Here is a 17,201-nt window from a genome sequence, read left to right as displayed (position 1 = left end):
GGCGAGTCTAACCATTGATTATGGTTCCGCCATTCGGGTGGAGCACTTGGCCCGACATGTAGGAGGAATCCTCGCAGGCGAGGAACAGGAAGCTCGGAGCGACCTCGTTGGGCTGGCCGGGCCGGCCCATCGGCGTGTCCTTGCCGAACTCCGGAATCTTCTCCTTGGGCTGGCCGCCGGACGGGTTGAGCGGAGTCCAGATCGGCCCCGGAGCGACCGCGTTTACCCGGATGCCCTTGTCGACCAGATTCTCCGACAGCGAGCGGGTGAAGGCGGTGATCGCTCCCTTGGTCGAGGCGTAATCGAGCAGGATCGCCGCGCCCTTGTACATCGTGATCGAGGTGCAGTTGATGATCGCGCTGCCCTTCTTGAGGTGCGGCAGGGCGGCCTGGACCATGAAGAACATCGAGAAGATGTTGGTCTGGAAGGTGCGCTTGAGCTGCTCCTCGCTGATCTCGCGAATGTCCTTGTCCCAATGCTGCTCGCCGGCATTGTTGACGAGGATGTCGAGCCCGCCGAGCTTGTCGACGGTCTCCTTGACGATCTTCTCGCAGGCCTCCTTCTCGCCGAGGTCGCCCGGCAGGAGCAGCGCCCGGCGGCCCTCCCTCTCGACGATCTCGCGGGTCTTCTGCGCGTCGTCATGCTCGCACAGGTAGGAGATGGCGATGTCGGCGCCCTCGCGCGCGAACAAGGCGGCGGTGGCGCGGCCGATGCCGCTGTCGGCGCCGGTGATCAGCGCGACCTTGCCGTCGAGCCGGCCAGAGCCGGGATAGCGCGGCTCCCAGTCGGGCTTGGGCTCGAGCTCGCTTTCGTGCCCGGGCAGGTCGTCCTCATGGACCATGTCGAGGGTTTCGGTGTCGTCGGTCATGGGAGGCGCTCCGCGGTAGGGATTTGAAAAGGTTAACCGCTCGGAGTGCGGGACCGTTCCCCCACAGAAGGGAAAGCCACCCCCAGCCCCTCCAGCAAGGGCTGGAGGGGAGCCACACGCGCAAAAGCTCCCCTCCACGCCTTCGTGGAGGGGCTGGGGGTGGTCCTTCTTTCGAAGGTTAGCGCGAGGCGATGGTCACCCGCGGCAGGCGCCGCTGCGCCTCGGGCAGAGCGACGGCGTTGGCGCGCAGCGGCACCCGGATCTCGCCGGCGCGGCGGCATTCGGCGACGATGACCGGGAAGTCGAGCCCGTCCTGGCGCGCGAGCTGGTCGGTCGAGGCGGCCAGGCACTGGGCCTCGCTCTCGTAGCGGGCCTCGCTCACCACGAGCGGTCGGCACGCGTTCTCGTCTTCGCCGCAGCCCAGGATCGCGAGTAGAAAAGTTGCCGGCGCTTCAATCATTTGCCTGTCCCTTGCTTGCCTCGCTCAACTGGCAACCCAGGTTCGCGTTCCCGCCGTTACGCCCACGAAATTTGTGCGCCGGTTGGGAACTTTCATTCCGCTCCCTATCTCCGCTGCGATGCCCCCTCACCCACCGCGCGACCAATCCGACAAACGAGCCGACCTGCAGACATTGCGCAGGTTCGTCCCCTATTTGTGGCCTTCCGACGCGCCGGGCCTCCGAGCTCGGATTGTCGCCGCGTTCGGCTTCGTCATCCTGTCCAAGCTGGTCCAGGTCTATGGCGCGCCCTTCGCCCTGCAGGGCGCGATCGACCGCATGGCGGAAGGGAGCCGCGACCTCGCCTGGCTCGTCATCGCGCTCGCGGTCGGCTATGCGGCGGCGCGCTTCGGCACCGTCCTGTTCGACAACCTCCGCAACACGGTGTTCGAGAAGGTCGGCCAGGAGGCGGCGCGTCGGCTGACCTCGAACGTCTTCCGCCATCTCCACAATCTCTCGCTGCGCTTCCACCTCGAGCGGCGCACCGGAGCGGTCACCAAGGTGGTCGAGCGCGGCACCAAGAGCATCGACACGATGCTCTATTTCCTCCTGTTCAACATCGCCCCGACGATCCTCGAGCTCACCCTCGTCCTGATCATCTTCGGCCTTCACTTCGGCGCCTGGCTGGTGATCGCGACCGTGATCATGGTCGCGGTCTACATCACCTTCACCCGCATCATCACCGATTGGCGCGCGGCGCTGCGCGCTCAGATGAACGACGCCGACACCGGCGCGGTCGCCCACGCGGTGGATTCGCTGCTCAACTTCGAGACGGTGAAATATTTCACCGCCGAGGAGCGCGAGAGCGCCCGCTACGACGCCGCGGTGCGCGCCTACGCCAACGCCGCGACCAAGAGCGAGAACAGCCTCGCCTGGCTGAACGTCGGCCAGTCGGTGATCACCAACGTCATGCTCGCCTTCGGCATGGGCCTCGTCGTGTGGGGCTGGGCCTCCGGACGGTTCACGCCCGGCGACGTGGTCCTGGTCAGCACGCTCCTCACCCAGCTGTTCCGGCCGCTGGACATGCTCGGAATGGTCTATCGCACCATCCGCCAGGGCCTGATCGACATGGCCGCGATGTTCGACCTGATCGACACGCCGGCCGAGATCACGGACGCGCCCGACGCGCCGGGGCTCATCGTCACCACCGGCCATGTCCGATTCGAGAATGTCCGCTTCGGCTACGAGCCGACCCGCGAGATCCTCCACGGCATCGACATCGACGCTCCGGCGGGGACCACCGTTGCGGTGGTCGGCCCCTCGGGCGCCGGCAAGTCGACCCTGTCGCGCCTTCTCTTCCGCTTCTACGACCCGACCGGCGGCCGGATCACCATCGACGGCCAGGACATCGCCAAGGTCACCCAGCAGAGCCTTCGCCGAGCGATCGGAATCGTCCCGCAGGACAGCGTGCTGTTCAACGACACCGTGGGCTACAACATCGCCTACGGCCGCGACGGCGCCAGCCAGGAGGAGGTCGAGGCGGCGGCCCGCGGCGCGGCGATCCACGACTTCATCGCGTCGATGCCCGACGGCTACGCCACCCGGGTCGGAGAGCGCGGCCTCAAGCTGTCCGGCGGCGAGAAGCAGCGCGTCGCCATCGCCCGCACTTTGCTCAAGGACCCGCCGATCCTGATCCTCGACGAGGCGACCAGCGCCCTCGACAGCCGCACAGAGGCGGCGATCCAGGACACGATCCGGACCATCGAGCGCGGCCGAACCTCGATCGTCATCGCCCACCGTCTGTCGACCATCGTCGACGCCGACCAGATCGTCGTTCTCGACGCCGGCCGAGTCGCGGAACGCGGCACCCACGCGCAGCTGATGCGCAAGAACGGCCTCTATGCCGAGATGTGGACCCGCCAGCAGAGCGAGCAGGAAGAAGAGACGCAGGCGGCGGAATAGCTACGAGGGCTTCACCGCTTTCTTGGCTCCCGACACGCCCCTCCCGGTCGCTGTCCAACGATCGGTGCCGGCGCGCCCGAACCACCTGTAAAACTTCGGAACAATGCCTCCCGCGCCCCGTTCGCTTTATATCCCCGATGGTCGGATGATCATGCGCGCCGTCACCGGACGCGCCCGACCAGGCCTATTCGGTTCGAGCGAACCGGGCGGTGACACACTCCCATCGGCCGTGCGCCCAAGGAGGCGAAAAAGGGGATTCCCGCAACCAGGAGAAACAGAATGAACGACAGTCAAACCATCGAACGCAACGAAACGCTTGACGCGATCTCGTGGGAAAGGTCGACGGCACCGCCGTTTACAGCCGCGACGGCGAGCAGATCGGCTCGGTGCATCATCTCATGATCGGAAAGCGTGACGGCAAGGTCCGCCATGCGGTGGTCAGCTACGGCGGCTTCCTCGGCATGGGCGAGAGCTATTTCCCGCTGCCGTGGGACGAGCTCACCTATGACGAACGCCGCGGCGGGTACGCTGTGGATCGCGACGTCGAGCAGTTGAAGAACGGCCCGAGCTACAAGCGGGACCAAGAGCCGAGCTGGGACCGCTCCTATAACGATCAGGTGTCGCGCTATTACGGCGCGCGCTGACACGGCCAGGACGATCGCCCGGCGGGCAGAAGCTGACCTGCCCGGACACCCGCACCCCCGCCGTCGCTGGAGCGCCGGCGGGGGAGCGCGGGAAAGCTGCACCGGGGAAACCGAACCGAAGGATTTGAAATGAAAATCTCACTCATCATCGGCGTTGCGCTGGGCGCCCTGGCGGTCGCGGGCTGCAATCAAAGTCCTACGGAAAACTTGGCCGACCGCGTCGAGAACGCCGCCGACGCGCGCGCCGACTCCATGGAGAACCGGGCCGATGCGCTCGACCAACGGGCCGAGCAGGTCCGTCAGGCCGGTGAGGAACGCGCCGACGCCATTGCCGCGGCCGACCGCAACGTCGCTGCCATGAGCCAGGAACAACGCGACGCGATCGTCGCGAATGAAGCGGCCGCCGTCAGATAGGCGGCCCGCCGCGCCGGCAACCCTCCGTCCCGGAAGGACGGCGTGGTTCGGATCAGGCCGCCAGATCCGCCTGCAGACTGGTGAGGCGCGGTTCTGCCGCACGCACGACCAGGGGCGCCTCGTCATCGTCGGGCGCCTGGACCTGCCCGATTCGAATGGCCATGACGGGTTCACCCTCTCCGGACGGCGATTCCACCCTCTCGAAAACATAAAGGGAGCGGGCTCCGACATAGAAAGTCTGCTCCCCGAACACGCGCGTGAGCCCGGAGGCGTTGGCTGCCGACACCGGGATCGGCGCAATCCCGGTCTGCTTTCGAATGGTCGCGACTTGCTGGCGATCAAGTTTCATCGTCTCTCCTTTGTTTTTACTGTCTGCCTGGTGTCGCCCGGTGATTCCGCATCCCTGCCTGCCCGAAGCGGAACAGGCACCCGGTCACACGAAGTGGACCGCGGTTCCCTGCGATACGGCTTGGGCCAGTTCGCGCGCGTCCCAGTTCGTCAGGCGAACGCAGCCGTGGCTGGCGGTCTTTCCGATCAGCTGCGGTGCCGGCGATCCGTGAATGCCGTAACCGTCCTTGGACAGATCGATCCAGATGCCGCCGACCGGGTTGTTCGGACCGGCCGCGATGGTGATCTGTCGGTCGGGGCCCCACGAACGGCCCGACGGATTGAAATGATAAGTGGCGTCGGGCGCGACGGCGTTGACCGTCATCGAGCCGCTGGGGCTTGGAAATGTGCTGCTTCCGACCGTTGCCGGATAAGTGGCGAGGAGAGTCCCGTCGCCCGCATAAGCGCGCACCGCGCGGGCCGCCTTGTCGATCTCGATGCGTTCGACCGGCTGGCCGATCTGCTCGTCACCCGGCTGCACGATCAAGATCTCCGTCCCGGCGCGGCCGAAATCCGCATCCGGATTGAGCGCGCGCAGGAAATCCTCGTCCATGTGATATTTTTCGGCGATTTTCTCCGACGGCCGCTCGTAAGCAAGACGGTCCAACTCAGCCATCGCCTCGAAGCCGTCCGGGACCGAGACGAATGGACCGCTCACCTCCTCCTCGGTGAGGGTATGCCGACGAACCAGATCGCCCGGATGCGCGTCGGCCAGTCTGTCGAGCAGGCCTTGGCTGAGCTCTCCGGTAACCTCGAGGCCGTTGGCGCGCTGATAGGCGCGGATCGCCCGCTCGGTGTTGCCGCCGGACAGTCCGTCGATCACTCCCGGCGAATGGCGGCTTCGGTCAAGCAGAATTTGGACCGCAAGCACGTCCCGGCTCCGAGCGCCGGCAAAGGCCTCGGAAGAGAGGTCGAGAGAGAATGTGTAGGCGCCGCCGTCCTGGGCGAATGCGGGGCTCAAGGGAGCGCCGGCGAGCAGGAGGGCGGCGATGAGCTTACGCGTCATCGGCACGTCCTTCGGGCTGAGGGCTTATCTAACCTACGAACGAGCGGCCGCCTCGTTCCTTCGCTGTTCACGGGTTCAAGGCGCGGGAAAGCCCTCTGACATGACACGATTATTCTTGATATGTTCTCAACAGGAACTGCATCCACTCTGTTTCGGTTGAGGCCGCGTCCGTTTCTTTCCCCGGCAGCGCAAATGCTTGGCCACTGCGAACATTGGGACCTTTCGCGCGGCGGGGCCGAGTCGTGGCTTGGCCGTGACGGCCGTGATGCTAAAGCTCGCATCGTGCCTGGCCCTCCCCTCGACATCCTCCACACGATTTTCGGGTTTTCCGCCTTCCGCGGAGTCCAGGAGCAGGTCGTCGGCCGGGTCATGGTCGGCGCCCATACGCTCGCGGTCATGCCGACCGGCGCCGGCAAGTCGCTCTGCTACCAGGTGCCGGCGCTGGCGCGGGAGGGGACGGCGCTGGTCATCTCGCCGCTGATCGCGCTGATGCACGACCAGATCCGCGCGGCGGACGCGTTCGGCATCCATGCCGCCGCCATGACGTCAGCCGACAACAACCGCGCGGAGACGGTCGAGCGGCTGAAGCGGGGCGAGCTCGACTTGCTCTACGTCGCTCCGGAGCGGGCGACCGGGGAGGCGTTCAGGAACCTGCTGTCCCGCACCAAGCTCGCGCTGATCGCGATCGACGAGGCGCATTGCGTCAGCGAATGGGGCCACGACTTCCGCCCGGATTATCGCCTGCTCCGGCCGCTGCTTGATGCCTTTCCGCAAGTCCCTCGGCTCGCTTTGACCGCGACGGCGGACCGGCGGACCCGCGCCGACATCGCGGTCCAGCTCGGGATCCCCGAGGACGGGATGATCGTCGCCGGCTTCGACCGGCCCAACATCCGCTATCACGTCCGCCCGCGCGACGGAGTGGCGGCGCAGGTGAAGGCGGTCCTCGCCGAGCAGCCGGGGCCGGGCATCGTCTATGCGACCAGCCGCGCGGCGACCGAGAAGCTGGCAGAACAGCTCTCCGCTAAGGGCCGCCCGATCCTGCCCTATCATGCCGGCCTCGAGCCGCAGATCCGCCAGCGCAACCAGGCGGCGTTCGTCCGCTCCGAGGAGATGGTGATGGCGGCGACGATCGCCTTCGGCATGGGCATCGACAAGCCGGACGTGCGCTTCGTCGCCCATGCCGGCCTGCCCAAGTCGATCGAGGCTTATTACCAGGAGACCGGCCGCGCCGGCCGCGACGGCGAGCCCGCCGAGGCCTGGCTGTTCTGGGGCGCCGAGGACTTTTCGCGCGCGCGGCGGCGGATCGAGACCGAGGTCGAGGAATCCCGCCGGCCGGGTGAGCGCGAACGGCTGAACGCGCTCGCTACGCTGGTCGAGACCGCGGGTTGCCGCCGGGCGATCCTGCTCCGCCATTTCGGCGAGGACCCGCCCGAGGCCTGCGGCAATTGCGACAATTGCCTCAATCCTCCCGAAGCGATCGACGCGACCACCACCGCCCAGAAGCTGCTCAGCGCCGCCTTCCGGACCGAGATGCGGTTCGGGATCGGCCATTTGACCGACGTCCTCGCCGGCAAGGAAACCGACAAGGTCCTTGCCTCGGGCCACCATCGGCTGAGCGTGTTCGGGATCGCCGACGCGGCCGAGCTGGCCCTGGTCAAGCCGGTCGCCCGAGCCCTCCTCGCCCGCGACGCGCTTCGGGCCGACGATTTCGGCGGACTTTCCTTCGGCCCCGCAGCCAAAGCATTCCTCAAGGGCGAGGAGGCGCTGCGCATCGTCGTGCCGCCCAAGCGGAGCAAGCGGCGCGACCGCAAGGGCTCGGTGGACTTCCCGCACGATCCCCTGTTCGAGGCGCTGCGCGCCCGCCGCCGCGCGCTCGCCGCCGAGGCGGGTGTGCCGCCCTACGTCATCTTCCATGATTCGACGTTGCGCGAGATGGCGGCGCTTCGGCCGTCCTCGCTTCGCGCGATGGCGGAGGTGCCGGGCGTCGGCGCCGCCAAGCTGGAACGCTATGGCGACGCCTTCCTCGAAGTGATCCGGGAGGTCGAAGATGCGGCGGCTTGAAGATGGCATGTTCGTCGCCGGCCAGATCAGCCCCGACGAGGTGGCGGAGCTGGGGGCGCAGGGCATCGCGCTGATCGTCAACAACCGCCCGGACGGAGAGGAGCCCGGCCAGCCCGCCGGCGCCGAGATCGAAGCGGCAGCCGAAGCGGCCGGAATCGCCTACCGCGCCATCCCCGTTTCGCAGCTGACACCCGAGGCGATCGAGGCGACCCGTCAGGCGTTCGATGAGGCGACCGGTCCGATCCTCGCATTCTGCAGGTCCGGCACCCGCTCCACCTATGTCTGGGCCCTGGCCCGTTCGCTGGGCGGCGCCGACGGCGACACGCTCGTCGGGCAGGCGGCGGAGGCCGGCTACGACCTCACGCCGATCCGCCGCTTCCTGCGCTAGTTGATGTCCTGGCGCCTGAAGCTCCAGAAGGTCAGGGCGACCATCGCAAAGGTCCATGCCCCCACCATCGCCAGCGAGGTGGCGATGGACGTCGAGAAGGCGCCAGACTGGAAGGGAATTTCCACAACCCTTCCCTGGGAGATCACGCTGGCCGCGTTGGCGACGTGATAGCCGGGCAGCACCTGGTAGAACGTGCTCACCAGCGACGGCGCATAAGGCTCGAACATCGGCGCGAAGTTGAAGAACAGCTGCTCCACCGTCGTCACCACCAGGCCGATCACCAACGCGGCGACGGTCGAGCGGGTGAGGATCGCCGCGAGGCTGACATAGGCCATGGTCAGAAGCACGGCCGGGAGCGCCGCCAGGGCGCCAGCGCCATGGGCCTTGAGCAGAGCGCCCGCCGTGATGCCCGCCGGTATGGAATCGCCGGTGACGACGTCCTCGAGCCAGCCGAACAGGTTGAACAGCAAGGCGGCGAGCGTGAAGCCGATCGCCATCAGGATGAAGGCGATCGCATATTTGGCGGCGATCAGCGTGTTCCGCGCTCGGTGCGGCACGACCAGCTTCCAGGTGTTCCAGCCATATTCGCCGGCGAACACCACCGCCACGAACGCACCGATGATGTAGCGGCCGAACGTGTGCCCGGGCACGCTCCAGAAGCCGACATTGTCGGCGATCCACCCCGCCGCGGTCGGCCCGCCGCGGCCGTCGCCTCCGGCCTCCCCGCCGGCGCCCGACAGCTCGGCGCCGATGGCGAGCAGCCAGATGAGGGTGAGGCCGATCGGCCAGATCCACACCAGGCCCCAGGTGGCGCGGTGGCGGGTGAACTTCAGCGCCTCGGCCGAGATCACGCTAAGCATTGGCCGCCTCCGGCTGGGTCATGGACAGGAACACCTCCTCAAGGTTGCGCTGCTCCGCGCTGAGCCCGAACAGCTCGACTCCGGCGCCGACGAGGCGGCGGACGATCTCGGGCGCGTCGTCGCGCGGCGCCTGGACGTGAAGCGCGACGCCGTTGCGCGTGCAGCGCCAGCGCGATTCCAGCGCGCTCTGCGCGGTGTCGAGCGGCTGCGCCTCGACGATCAGCCCATCGTCCTGGCGGAGCAGGTCGGCGATCGTGGATTCGCGGATGACCACACCCTGGCTGATGATCGCCACGCGGTCGCACATCTGCTGGACCTCGTGGAGGAGGTGGCTCGACAGGAACACGCTCTTGCCCTCCTCGGCGGCGAGGCGGCGGATCAGCGCGCGCATCTCCTGGATGCCGGCCGCGTCGAGGCCGTTGGCGGGCTCGTCGAGGATGACGATGTCGGGATCGTTGAGCAAAGCCGCGGCGACTCCGAGCCGCTGGCGCATGCCGGTGGAATAGCCCTTGACCTTGCGCCGGCCGTCCTTCGCCAGCCCGACCTGATCGAGCAGGCTGTCGATCCGCTCTTGGCCGCCGCCATGGGTCCGGGCGAGAACTTCGAGATTCCTGCGGCCCGACAGGAAGGGATAGAAATTGCCGCCGTCGACGAGGCTGCCGACATGGCGAAGCACCGACGGGTCCGACGCGAGGTCGCGGCCCATCAGGCGGATCCGGCCCGCGCTCGGCGCGATCAGACCGAGCAGCATCCTGATGGTCGTGCTCTTGCCGGCGCCGTTGGGGCCGAGGAAGCCATAGACCTCACCCGGCGCGACCGAGATGGTGACGTCCTGCACCGCGCGCACCGCGCGGGCGCCGCTGCCATAGGTCTTGCCGAGGCTTTCCAGCTCGACGACCGGGCTATCCGCTGCGCTCATTCCCCCCCCCCAAGGCCAGGTGTGTTATTCGGCTAAATCACCTAAGTCCTTGAGTCAAGCTAGCTGGCGGGGGAATCCGCGTCCAGCACCGCCCGTGCCGCGTCGAGATCCTCGTTGAGCACCATGAGCCGCACCGGCACGGCGCCAAGGCCGCCCCAGTTCATCTCGAGATCGAAGATGAAGCTGTCGATCCCCGCGTCGGTGAGGCGGGACTGGGCGATGCCCGCCTCGATTCCGTTGTAGAAGCGCGCGGCGAGGACCAGGCCCATCCTACCAGGCCGGCTCCAGCCCGAACTCGGTCTCCGCCTCGGTCGAGGCCCGGCCGAGGACGGCGTTGCGGTGGGGAAAGCGGCCGAAGCGGGCGATAACGTCGCGGTGCTTGCGGGCGAAGCCCGTATAGAAATCGTCGCCGAGCGCCTCGAACAGGGCCACCGAGCGGTCCTGATCGGCGAGATCCTCGCTATGCTCGAACGGCATGTAGAGGAAGATCCGCCGCTCCACCGGCAGCTTGGCGTCATAGCCCCGCTCGACCGCGCCGTCGGCGATGTCTCGGGCGAGCTTGTCGGTCGCGAACGAGCGAGCGTCGCCGCGGAACATGTTGCGCGGCATCTGGTCGAACAGGAGGATGGCGGCGAGCGCCTCTTCGGGCGAATCCAGGAAGTCGGTCGCGGGGCGGGACCTTTGCCCTTCCCAAATGTCGAGGAAACGCTCTCGGCAGGCGGCGTCGATCGCCGGATCGGCCTTCCAATGCTGCTCGCTCGAGAGCCCGAACCAGAAGTCGAGGATCTCCTGCTGCCAGCTCAAGCGGCGGTCCCGCCGACGGTGAGGCCCTCGATTAGCAAGGTCGGCTGGCCGACGCCCGCGGGGACCGACTGGCCGCCCTTGCCGCACACCCCGACGCCTTCGTCGAGCGCCATGTCGTTGCCGATCGCGGCGACCTTGGTGAGGACGCTGGGGCCGTCGCCGATCAGCGTCGCGCCCTTGATCGGCGCGCCAAGCTTGCCGTTCTCGATCCGGTAGGCCTCGGTGCAGCTGAACACGAATTTTCCGGAGGTGATGTCGACCTGGCCGCCGCCGAAGCTTTTGGCGTAGATGCCGTTCTTCGCCCGCGCCAGGATCTCTTGCGGATCGTCCTTGCCGCCGAGCATGAAGGTATTGGTCATGCGCGGCATCGGCGCGTGCGCAAAACTCTCGCGGCGGCCGTTGCCGGTCGCCTCGACGCCCATCAGCCGGGCATTCAACCGGTCGTGGATATAGCCTTTGAGGATGCCGTCCTCGATCAGGACGTTGCGCTGCGTCGGCGTGCCCTCGTCGTCGATGGTCAGCGAGCCGCGGCGGCGGTCGATCGCCCCGTCGTCGACCACGGTGACTCCCGGAGCCGCGACTCGCTCGCCGAGACGGCCGGAGAAGGCCGAGGTCCCCTTGCGGTTGAAGTCGCCCTCGAGCGGGTGGCCGATCGCCTCGTGCAGAAGCACGCCGGGCCAGCCATTGCCGAGCACCACAATCATCTCGCCCGCGGGCGCCGCGACGCTTTCCAAATTCACCAGCGCCTGGGCGAGGGCGATGTCGATCGCGCGGTTCCAAGTCTCCGGCTCGAACAGGCTGTCATAGAGATAGCGCCCGCCGAGACCGTGATAGCCGGTCTCGCGGCGGCCGTTCTGCTCGGCGACGATCTGGACGTTGAGGCGAACCAGCGGGCGCACGTCATGGGCGACGAAACCGTCGGCGCGGACGACCTCGACCACGCTCCAAGACGCGGCGAGCGTCACCGAGACCTGGGCAACGCGCGGGTCGCGGGCCCGGGCGGCGGCATCGATCTGCTGGCACAGCGCCACCTTCTTCGCGAAGGGAATCAGGCTCAGCGGATCGTCGTCGACATAGAGCCGGGCGTTGGTCCGACGCGGCGGCGCGGCGCGAACGCCCTTGGTCGGATCGAGGATGGTCAGGGTCTCGGCGGCACGGCGAATCGCCGCCTCGCTGATCTCGTTGGCATGGGCGAAGGCAGTGGTCTCGCCCGACACGCCGCGAAGGCCGAACCCGGCCTGCGTGTTGAAATCGGCGGTCTTCAGTCGCCCGTCGTCGAAGCCGAAGCTTTCCGACGCGGTGTACTGGAGGAACAACTCGCCATCGTCGAGCCGGCCGAGCGCGTCGGCGGTGAGGCGAAGCGCGGCGTCGGGATCGAGGCCGCCGGGCCGGTAGAGGAAGCTGCGGGGATCGGGGGTCATGCGCCCGATATAGGGGCTTCGTTCACCCCGTCACCCCGCCAGAGCGATTCAGGCGCAGGAGCGGTCGTCCGCCGGTCCGCCCTTGAGGATAAAGCGCTTGTCGCAATAGCCGCAGTCGACGAAGCCTTTCTCGTCGATCTGCAGGTAGACGCGCGGGTGACCGAGCGCGGGCGAGATCTCCGTCGCGCCGTCGCAGGCGACGCGCGCGGTCTCGGTATAGGCGATCTCAGGCGTGTAAGGGTCGGTGGCCATGCGCCGCGATTAGCGGAGCGGCGGCGGGCGGGCAACGCTTCCGTCGAAGCGGCAAACCTTCTAAGCGCCGGCGGGTGACCGACGCCGCCATCTCAATCCGCGACCTCCAGAAAACCTATGCCGGCGGCAAGCGCGCCCTCGACGGAGTCAGCATCGACGTGCCGCGCGGCCAGATCTTCGGCCTGCTCGGCCCCAATGGCGCCGGCAAGTCGACCCTGATCAACATCCTCTCCGGGATGGTGTCGAAGAGCGACGGCGCCGTGTCGATCTGGGGCTTCGACATCGACGAGCACCCGCGCAACGCCAAGCGGGCGATCGGCATCGTGCCGCAGGAAATCCTGTTCGATCCCTTCTTCACGCCGGCCGAGACGCTTGAGCTGACCGCGGGCCTGTACGGCGTGCCCAAGGAGCAGCGCCGGACCATGGAACTGCTCCGCGCGGTGCGGCTGGACGACAAGGCCGACGCCTATTCGCGCACCCTGTCGGGAGGCATGAAGCGGCGCCTGCTCGTCGCCAAGGCGATGGTCCATTCGCCGCCGATCCTGGTGCTCGACGAGCCGACCGCGGGCGTCGACGTCGAGCTTCGCCAGCAATTGTGGGAGTTCGTTCGCGAGCTCCACGCGCAGGGCGTCACCATCGTGCTGACCACCCATTATCTCGAGGAAGCCGAGGAGCTGTGCGACCGCATCGCCATCATCAACCACGGCAAGCTCATCGCCAATGAGGCGACCCGGACCCTGGTCGGCATGGCGCAGGAGAAGGCGGTCGAAGTGACGGTCGACCGCGACCTCGCCGGGGCGCCCGACGCGTCCTGTTTCGAGAAGATCGAGGTGACCGGGCCGCGCACCCTCACCATCACCTACCGCAAGGACAAGGTGAATGCCGGCGACGTGCTCGCGGCGCTTCAGCGCGAGGGGCTGGGGCTGGTCGACGTGTCGACCCGGGAAGCGGATCTGGAGGACGTCTTCCTCAATCTCACCCGCGGCGCGAACATCTAGAACCCAGGACTCGTTCGGCCTGAGCTTGTCGAAGGCCGCTTCTTCCCTTTAGCAACGCTAGGAAGGGCAGGGCTTTGACAGGCTCAGCCTGAGCGGAGTTCGAATTGGCGGATAATCGTACGAGCGACGTCCTCATCATCGGTTCCGGCGCCGCCGGGCTGACGGCCGCGCTGAACCTCGCCGACCGCTTCCAGGTCACCGTGCTCGCCAAGGGCGGCTTCAACGAAGGGTCGACCGCGCATGCCCAGGGCGGCATCGCCGCGGTGCTCGAGGAAGGCGACACGTTCGAAAGCCATATCGAGGACACGATGGTCGCCGGCGCCGGGCTCAACGACCGCGGCACCGTTGAGTTCGTGGTCGAGAACGCGCCGGCGGCGATCGAGCGCCTCGCCCAGCTCGGCGTCCCGTTCACCGCGCCGAGCGGCGAGGAAGGCGTTAAAGGCAATGGGGGCCGCTGGCACCTCACCCGCGAGGGCGGCCACAGCCATCGGCGCATCGTCCATGTCGACGACGCGACCGGCTGGGCGGTGCAGGACGCCTTGCTCAAGGCCGCGCTCGCCCACCCTAACATCCGAATGGTGCCGGACATGGTCGCGATCGATCTCGCCACCAGCCGTCACGAGCAGCCATATTCGGGCGCCGGCCATGTCTGGGGCTGCTACGCGATCAACCGCCGCACCGGCCGGGTCGAGCTGTTCACCGCCCGGGCCACCGTGCTCGCCACCGGCGGCGCCGGGCGCACCTACCTCTTCTCGACCGCGCCCAAGGGCGCGACCGGCGACGGCATCGCCATGGCGTGGCGGGCGGGAGCGCGGGTATCCAACATGGAGTTCATGCAGTTCCACCCGACCTGCCTGTACAATCATGACGTCAAGAATTTCCTGATCACCGAGGCGGTGCGCGGCGAAGGCGGCCACCTGCTGATTCCCGAGACCGGCCATCGCTTCATGCCGGACTTCGACGACCGGGCGGAGCTGGCGCCGCGCGACATCGTCGCCCGCGCCATCGACCATGAGATCAAGAGGCTGGGCCTCGACTATGTCCATCTCGACATCAGCCACCGCGACCCCGCCTTCGTCGTCGCGCATTTCCCGACCATCTATGCGCGCCTGCTCGATCTGGGCATCGACATGACCAAGCAGCCGATCCCGGTGGTGCCGGCGCAGCATTATACCTGCGGCGGCGTGATCGTGGACCGCGACGGGCGCACCGACCTGCCCGGCCTCTACGCCGCCGGCGAGGTCAGCCAGTCGGGCCTTCACGGCGCCAACCGCCTCGCCTCCAATTCGCTGCTCGAATGCTTCGTCTATGGCGAGGCGGTCGCGCGCCACATCGCGCATTGCTGGGACGACCTGCCCCCGCCGCCGCCCATCCGTCCGTGGGACGAGAGCCGGGTCACCGATTCCGACGAGGAGGTGGTGATCAAGCAGAACTGGACCGAGATCCGACGCTTCATGTGGAATTATGTCGGCATCGTCCGCACCACCAAGCGGCTGGAGCGGGCGCAGACCCGGATCAACATGCTGAAGGAGGAGGTGGCCGACTATTACGGCCATTTCCGAGTCACCCCGGACCTCGTCGAGCTCAGGAACCTGCTCCAGGCCGCCGAGCTGATCGTCCGCTGCGCGCTCGAGCGCAAGGAAAGCCGCGGCCTCCACTACAATGCTGACTATCCCGACCGCTCGCTCGAGGCGCGCGATACGGTGCTGACGCCGGCCTAGCGCAGGAAGTCGCTCATCTCGCGGGCGAAGCGGGTCGGCTGATCGGCCATGATCATGTGGCCGCTGTCGTCGATCCGCACCAGCCGCGCGCCGCGCGCATTGGCATAGGCGGCGTTGAACGCCCGCGCGGTCGCTTCGCCAGTCCCCGGATCCGCAGCGGCATAGACGACCGTCATCGGCGCCCGGATGCGCGCCAGCTCGCCCGTCAGGTTGATCGTGCCGAGCTCGTGCATGGCGCGGGCGACCACGTCCGGATCGCTGCGCGAGTCCGACGCCTCGGGCGGGCTGAACGCGGAGACGATCGAGGACAGCAATTGCCGTCCCTGCCGGCTGCCGACCATCGACTGCAGGCCGGTCGCCAGCTGCGAGGCCATCGCCCCGCCATAGAGGCTGGTCGGCTGCGGCATCATGTCGACGACCATCAGCCGGCCGACAAGGTCCGGGTGGCGCGCGGCCAGCATCATTCCGACCGTGCCGCCCATCGAATGTCCGATCACCGCCGGCCGGTCGAGGCCGCGCGATTCGATGTAGCGCGCGATCTCCGCCGCCAGCGGCGCCACCACCGGCCCGTCGGCATTGCCGCGCGCCGGATCGCCCGCGAAGCCCGCGACCTGGATGAGGTGATAGCGATGGCCCGGCACCGCCGCGACCGCGCGCCGCCAGACGTTTCGGCCGGAGCCGAGGCCGGGGATCAGCAGCACGTCCGGCCCGCTGCCCGCGACTTGCACCGAGAAACGGGTCGGTTCGAAGCGGGCGCGACGCGCGGGCTGCGCCAGCGCCGGCAAGGGCGCGCTGGCGGCAACCGCGAACGCGACGGACTGGATGAGGAAGGCGCGGCGGTTCATCAGGCCCGAGCTAACCCACGACAATTGAACGTGACCTTACGAACCCGGTCCACCGGCTGGACAGGTCCGCGATTTGACCGCACTCTCCGGCGCGGCAGGCGCACCTGGGGGCTGGGACGGCCGTGAGCGACATCTTCGTTTCGTACAAGCGCGAGGATGGCGGGAGGGCGAGGGCGCTGGTCGCGGTGCTGCGCGACGCGGGCTTCGCGACATTCTGGGACCAGGACATCTCGCCCGGCGCCAACTGGCAGTTCGCGCTGGAAGCCGCCCTGGACGATGCCCGGCTGTGCATCGTGCTGTGGAGCCGCCACTCGGTGGGCCCCGAGGGCCACTTCGTCCGCGAGGAGGCACGGCGAGCCGCCCAGCGCGGCGCCTATCTCGGCGTGCTCGTCGATACGGTGCTTCCGCCCTTGGGTTTCGGCGAGTGGCAGGCTTTCGACGCGACGGATTGGACCGGGGACGCCGGCGACCCGGCATTGGCGGAGCTGATCGCCCATGTCGGCAAGCGGCTCGACGCCGCCGGCCCGCCGCCCGAGCCGTGTGCGCGGCCGGCAGGAAAGAAGCCTCGCCCGGACGCCCGCCCCAAACCGTCGGCCAGGCGCAGCGGCGCGCTCCTGCGGCGCGGGCTCGTCGCCGGCCTTGCCGTCGCGGTCGTCGCCGTCGGCCTGGTCAGCTACGGCGAGGCGCAGGAGTCGCGCTGCCAGCTGCGCCAGAATGACGCGGTCGCCCGGCTGCGCAGCGCGGCCAACCAGCTGCAGCATCGCAACGAGACCTTGGTGGGCGCTCCGGGGCAGGTCGAACCGCCCATCGATGACGCCGCCCTGCGCCTGTGGTGGACCGGCCTGGGCGACCGCGGAGCGACCGCCGGACGCCATGTCAGAAGCCTGGTCGACAACGTCTTCTCGCCCGCCCACGGCCTCGAGATCGCCGACGAGGACGGCCGCTATCTGGCCCTGCCCCCGATCGACGAGATCATCGACCGGGAAGGCGGCGATCTGCGCGGCGTCCTTCTCCCCCTGTTCACCGGGCCGGCCGAAGGCGCGGCCGCAGCGGCCACCCCGGACGCGCCCGCCGACGACCTGCGCGCCGCGGCGCGCTGGCTCGACGACCGAGTCAACGCCTATGCCGATCCGGCAGCGCTCAGGATCGCCGGAGGGTGCGGCTTGGTGGCGAGCTTGGGGCAGTAGCCCCACCCAATTCGCCTCCCAACGGCG

At 68.1% G+C, this 17,201-nt stretch carries 19 protein-coding genes; 8 read left to right on the top strand and 11 right to left on the bottom strand.

The window, feature by feature from the left end:
• Window positions 1–7: 7 nt before the first annotated feature.
• Together G7B71_RS01800 and G7B71_RS01795 are read right to left on the bottom strand one after the other, a co-directional pair.
• Window positions 8–868: an SDR family oxidoreductase gene (locus G7B71_RS01800; protein WP_166037252.1), complete on the bottom strand. Its 861-nt coding sequence runs from the start codon at window positions 866–868 to the stop codon at window positions 8–10.
• A gap of 178 nt (window positions 869–1,046) precedes the next feature.
• Window positions 1,047–1,328 carry a hypothetical protein gene (locus tag G7B71_RS01795; protein WP_166037250.1) on the bottom strand — a complete coding sequence of 94 codons (282 nt, stop codon included), beginning with the start codon at window positions 1,326–1,328 and terminating at the stop codon, window positions 1,047–1,049.
• 118 nt (window positions 1,329–1,446) lie between these two features.
• Between G7B71_RS01795 and G7B71_RS01790 the strand changes: the two genes are divergently transcribed.
• The 3 genes from G7B71_RS01790 to G7B71_RS01780 all read left to right on the top strand — a co-directional run bounded on the left by G7B71_RS01790 (window position 1,447) and on the right by G7B71_RS01780 (window position 4,325).
• Window positions 1,447–3,267: an ABC transporter ATP-binding protein/permease gene (locus tag G7B71_RS01790; protein WP_166037248.1), complete on the top strand. Its 1,821-nt coding sequence runs from the start codon at window positions 1,447–1,449 to the stop codon at window positions 3,265–3,267.
• Window positions 3,268–3,596: 329 nt separating this feature from the next.
• Window positions 3,597–3,911 (top strand): PRC-barrel domain-containing protein, encoded by a 315-nt coding sequence (locus tag G7B71_RS01785; protein ID WP_166037246.1) that lies wholly within the window; start codon window positions 3,597–3,599, stop codon window positions 3,909–3,911.
• Between the two features lie 129 nt (window positions 3,912–4,040).
• The gene (locus G7B71_RS01780; RefSeq protein ID WP_166037244.1) at window positions 4,041–4,325 is read left to right on the top strand and encodes a hypothetical protein; all 285 of its coding nucleotides are present in this window, start codon (window positions 4,041–4,043) and stop codon (window positions 4,323–4,325) included.
• A 52-nt stretch (window positions 4,326–4,377) separates the two neighbouring features.
• On the opposite strand, the gene G7B71_RS01775 is transcribed toward G7B71_RS01780, so the two are convergent.
• Together G7B71_RS01775 and G7B71_RS01770 are read right to left on the bottom strand one after the other, a co-directional pair.
• Window positions 4,378–4,674: a hypothetical protein gene (locus G7B71_RS01775; RefSeq protein ID WP_166037242.1), complete on the bottom strand. Its 297-nt coding sequence runs from the start codon at window positions 4,672–4,674 to the stop codon at window positions 4,378–4,380.
• Window positions 4,675–4,758: 84 nt separating this feature from the next.
• A complete protein-coding gene (locus G7B71_RS01770; protein WP_243406045.1) occupies window positions 4,759–5,718 on the bottom strand; it encodes a L,D-transpeptidase in 960 nt (319 codons plus the stop codon).
• Window positions 5,719–6,000: 282 nt separating this feature from the next.
• Between G7B71_RS01770 and recQ the strand changes: the two genes are divergently transcribed.
• Both recQ and G7B71_RS01760 read left to right on the top strand, forming a co-directional pair.
• Entirely contained in the window at window positions 6,001–7,779 is a 1,779-nt protein-coding gene (gene recQ / locus G7B71_RS01765; RefSeq protein WP_243406044.1) for a DNA helicase RecQ, read from the top strand.
• Window positions 7,766–8,167 carry a TIGR01244 family sulfur transferase gene (locus G7B71_RS01760; RefSeq protein ID WP_166037237.1) on the top strand — a complete coding sequence of 134 codons (402 nt, stop codon included), beginning with the start codon at window positions 7,766–7,768 and terminating at the stop codon, window positions 8,165–8,167. Before recQ ends, G7B71_RS01760 begins: the two co-directional genes overlap by 14 nt.
• Here the strand turns inward: G7B71_RS01760 and G7B71_RS01755 are convergent.
• From G7B71_RS01755 to G7B71_RS01730, 6 genes are read right to left on the bottom strand one after another with little or no spacing between them, the layout of a single operon-like run.
• A complete protein-coding gene (locus G7B71_RS01755; RefSeq protein WP_166037235.1) occupies window positions 8,164–9,027 on the bottom strand; it encodes an ABC transporter permease in 864 nt (287 codons plus the stop codon). The genes G7B71_RS01760 and G7B71_RS01755 overlap by 4 nt on opposite strands.
• Window positions 9,020–9,946, bottom strand: a complete 927-nt coding sequence (locus G7B71_RS01750) for an ABC transporter ATP-binding protein (protein ID WP_166037233.1) — start codon at window positions 9,944–9,946, stop codon at window positions 9,020–9,022. Before G7B71_RS01750 ends, G7B71_RS01755 begins: the two co-directional genes overlap by 8 nt.
• Before the next feature lie 59 nt (window positions 9,947–10,005).
• On the bottom strand, window positions 10,006–10,215 hold the full coding sequence (locus G7B71_RS01745; protein ID WP_166037231.1) for a DUF2007 domain-containing protein: 210 nt from the start codon (window positions 10,213–10,215) through the stop codon (window positions 10,006–10,008).
• A 1-nt stretch (window position 10,216) separates the two neighbouring features.
• The gene (locus G7B71_RS01740; RefSeq protein ID WP_166037229.1) at window positions 10,217–10,750 is read right to left on the bottom strand and encodes a DUF924 family protein; all 534 of its coding nucleotides are present in this window, start codon (window positions 10,748–10,750) and stop codon (window positions 10,217–10,219) included.
• Window positions 10,747–12,171 (bottom strand): metalloprotease TldD, encoded by a 1,425-nt coding sequence (gene tldD / locus G7B71_RS01735; RefSeq protein WP_166037227.1) that lies wholly within the window; start codon window positions 12,169–12,171, stop codon window positions 10,747–10,749. The genes G7B71_RS01740 and tldD overlap by 4 nt, the downstream gene beginning before the upstream one ends.
• Window positions 12,172–12,219: 48 nt before the next feature.
• Window positions 12,220–12,423, bottom strand: coding sequence for a zinc-finger domain-containing protein (locus G7B71_RS01730; RefSeq protein ID WP_166037225.1), 204 nt, complete (start codon window positions 12,421–12,423; stop codon window positions 12,220–12,222).
• 74 nt (window positions 12,424–12,497) lie between these two features.
• Here G7B71_RS01730 and G7B71_RS01725 point away from each other — a divergent pair, with 74 nt between their 5' ends.
• Together G7B71_RS01725 and nadB are read left to right on the top strand one after the other, a co-directional pair.
• Window positions 12,498–13,421, top strand: a complete 924-nt coding sequence (locus G7B71_RS01725; protein ID WP_166037223.1) for an ABC transporter ATP-binding protein — start codon at window positions 12,498–12,500, stop codon at window positions 13,419–13,421.
• A gap of 104 nt (window positions 13,422–13,525) precedes the next feature.
• Complete coding sequence (gene nadB, locus G7B71_RS01720) at window positions 13,526–15,142, top strand: L-aspartate oxidase (protein WP_166037221.1); 1,617 nt, start codon at window positions 13,526–13,528, stop codon at window positions 15,140–15,142.
• Here nadB and G7B71_RS01715 read toward each other — a convergent pair.
• A complete protein-coding gene (locus G7B71_RS01715; RefSeq protein ID WP_166037219.1) occupies window positions 15,139–15,987 on the bottom strand; it encodes an alpha/beta hydrolase in 849 nt (282 codons plus the stop codon). The two genes, nadB and G7B71_RS01715, sit on opposite strands and share 4 nt — an antisense overlap.
• A gap of 122 nt (window positions 15,988–16,109) precedes the next feature.
• On the opposite strand from G7B71_RS01715, the gene G7B71_RS01710 reads away from it, so the two are divergent.
• Window positions 16,110–17,174: a toll/interleukin-1 receptor domain-containing protein gene (locus tag G7B71_RS01710; protein WP_166037217.1), complete on the top strand. Its 1,065-nt coding sequence runs from the start codon at window positions 16,110–16,112 to the stop codon at window positions 17,172–17,174.
• Window positions 17,175–17,201 lie beyond the last annotated feature (27 nt).

It is taken from the genome of Sphingosinicella sp. YJ22, from assembly GCF_011320075.1.
Lineage (GTDB): Bacteria > Pseudomonadota > Alphaproteobacteria > Sphingomonadales > Sphingomonadaceae > Allosphingosinicella.
Note: the sequence above shows the minus strand (reverse complement) of the source record. Positions and strands in the feature narration are given on the sequence as shown.

Coding starts and splice junctions, on each gene's coding strand:
- G7B71_RS01795 (WP_166037250.1), bottom strand. CDS start 1,328: ATGATTGAAGCGCCGGCAACTTTTCTACTCGCGATCCTGGGCTGCGGC.
- tldD (WP_166037227.1), bottom strand. CDS start 12,171: ATGACCCCCGATCCCCGCAGCTTCCTCTACCGGCCCGGCGGCCTCGAT.
- G7B71_RS01790 (WP_166037248.1), top strand. CDS start 1,447: ATGCCCCCTCACCCACCGCGCGACCAATCCGACAAACGAGCCGACCTG.
- G7B71_RS01745 (WP_166037231.1), bottom strand. CDS start 10,215: ATGGGCCTGGTCCTCGCCGCGCGCTTCTACAACGGAATCGAGGCGGGC.
- G7B71_RS01730 (WP_166037225.1), bottom strand. CDS start 12,423: ATGGCCACCGACCCTTACACGCCTGAGATCGCCTATACCGAGACCGCG.
- G7B71_RS01800 (WP_166037252.1), bottom strand. CDS start 868: ATGACCGACGACACCGAAACCCTCGACATGGTCCATGAGGACGACCTG.
- G7B71_RS01780 (WP_166037244.1), top strand. CDS start 4,041: ATGAAAATCTCACTCATCATCGGCGTTGCGCTGGGCGCCCTGGCGGTC.
- G7B71_RS01775 (WP_166037242.1), bottom strand. CDS start 4,674: ATGAAACTTGATCGCCAGCAAGTCGCGACCATTCGAAAGCAGACCGGG.
- G7B71_RS01770 (WP_243406045.1), bottom strand. CDS start 5,718: ATGACGCGTAAGCTCATCGCCGCCCTCCTGCTCGCCGGCGCTCCCTTG.
- G7B71_RS01760 (WP_166037237.1), top strand. CDS start 7,766: ATGCGGCGGCTTGAAGATGGCATGTTCGTCGCCGGCCAGATCAGCCCC.
- G7B71_RS01715 (WP_166037219.1), bottom strand. CDS start 15,987: ATGAACCGCCGCGCCTTCCTCATCCAGTCCGTCGCGTTCGCGGTTGCC.
- G7B71_RS01755 (WP_166037235.1), bottom strand. CDS start 9,027: ATGCTTAGCGTGATCTCGGCCGAGGCGCTGAAGTTCACCCGCCACCGC.
- G7B71_RS01750 (WP_166037233.1), bottom strand. CDS start 9,946: ATGAGCGCAGCGGATAGCCCGGTCGTCGAGCTGGAAAGCCTCGGCAAG.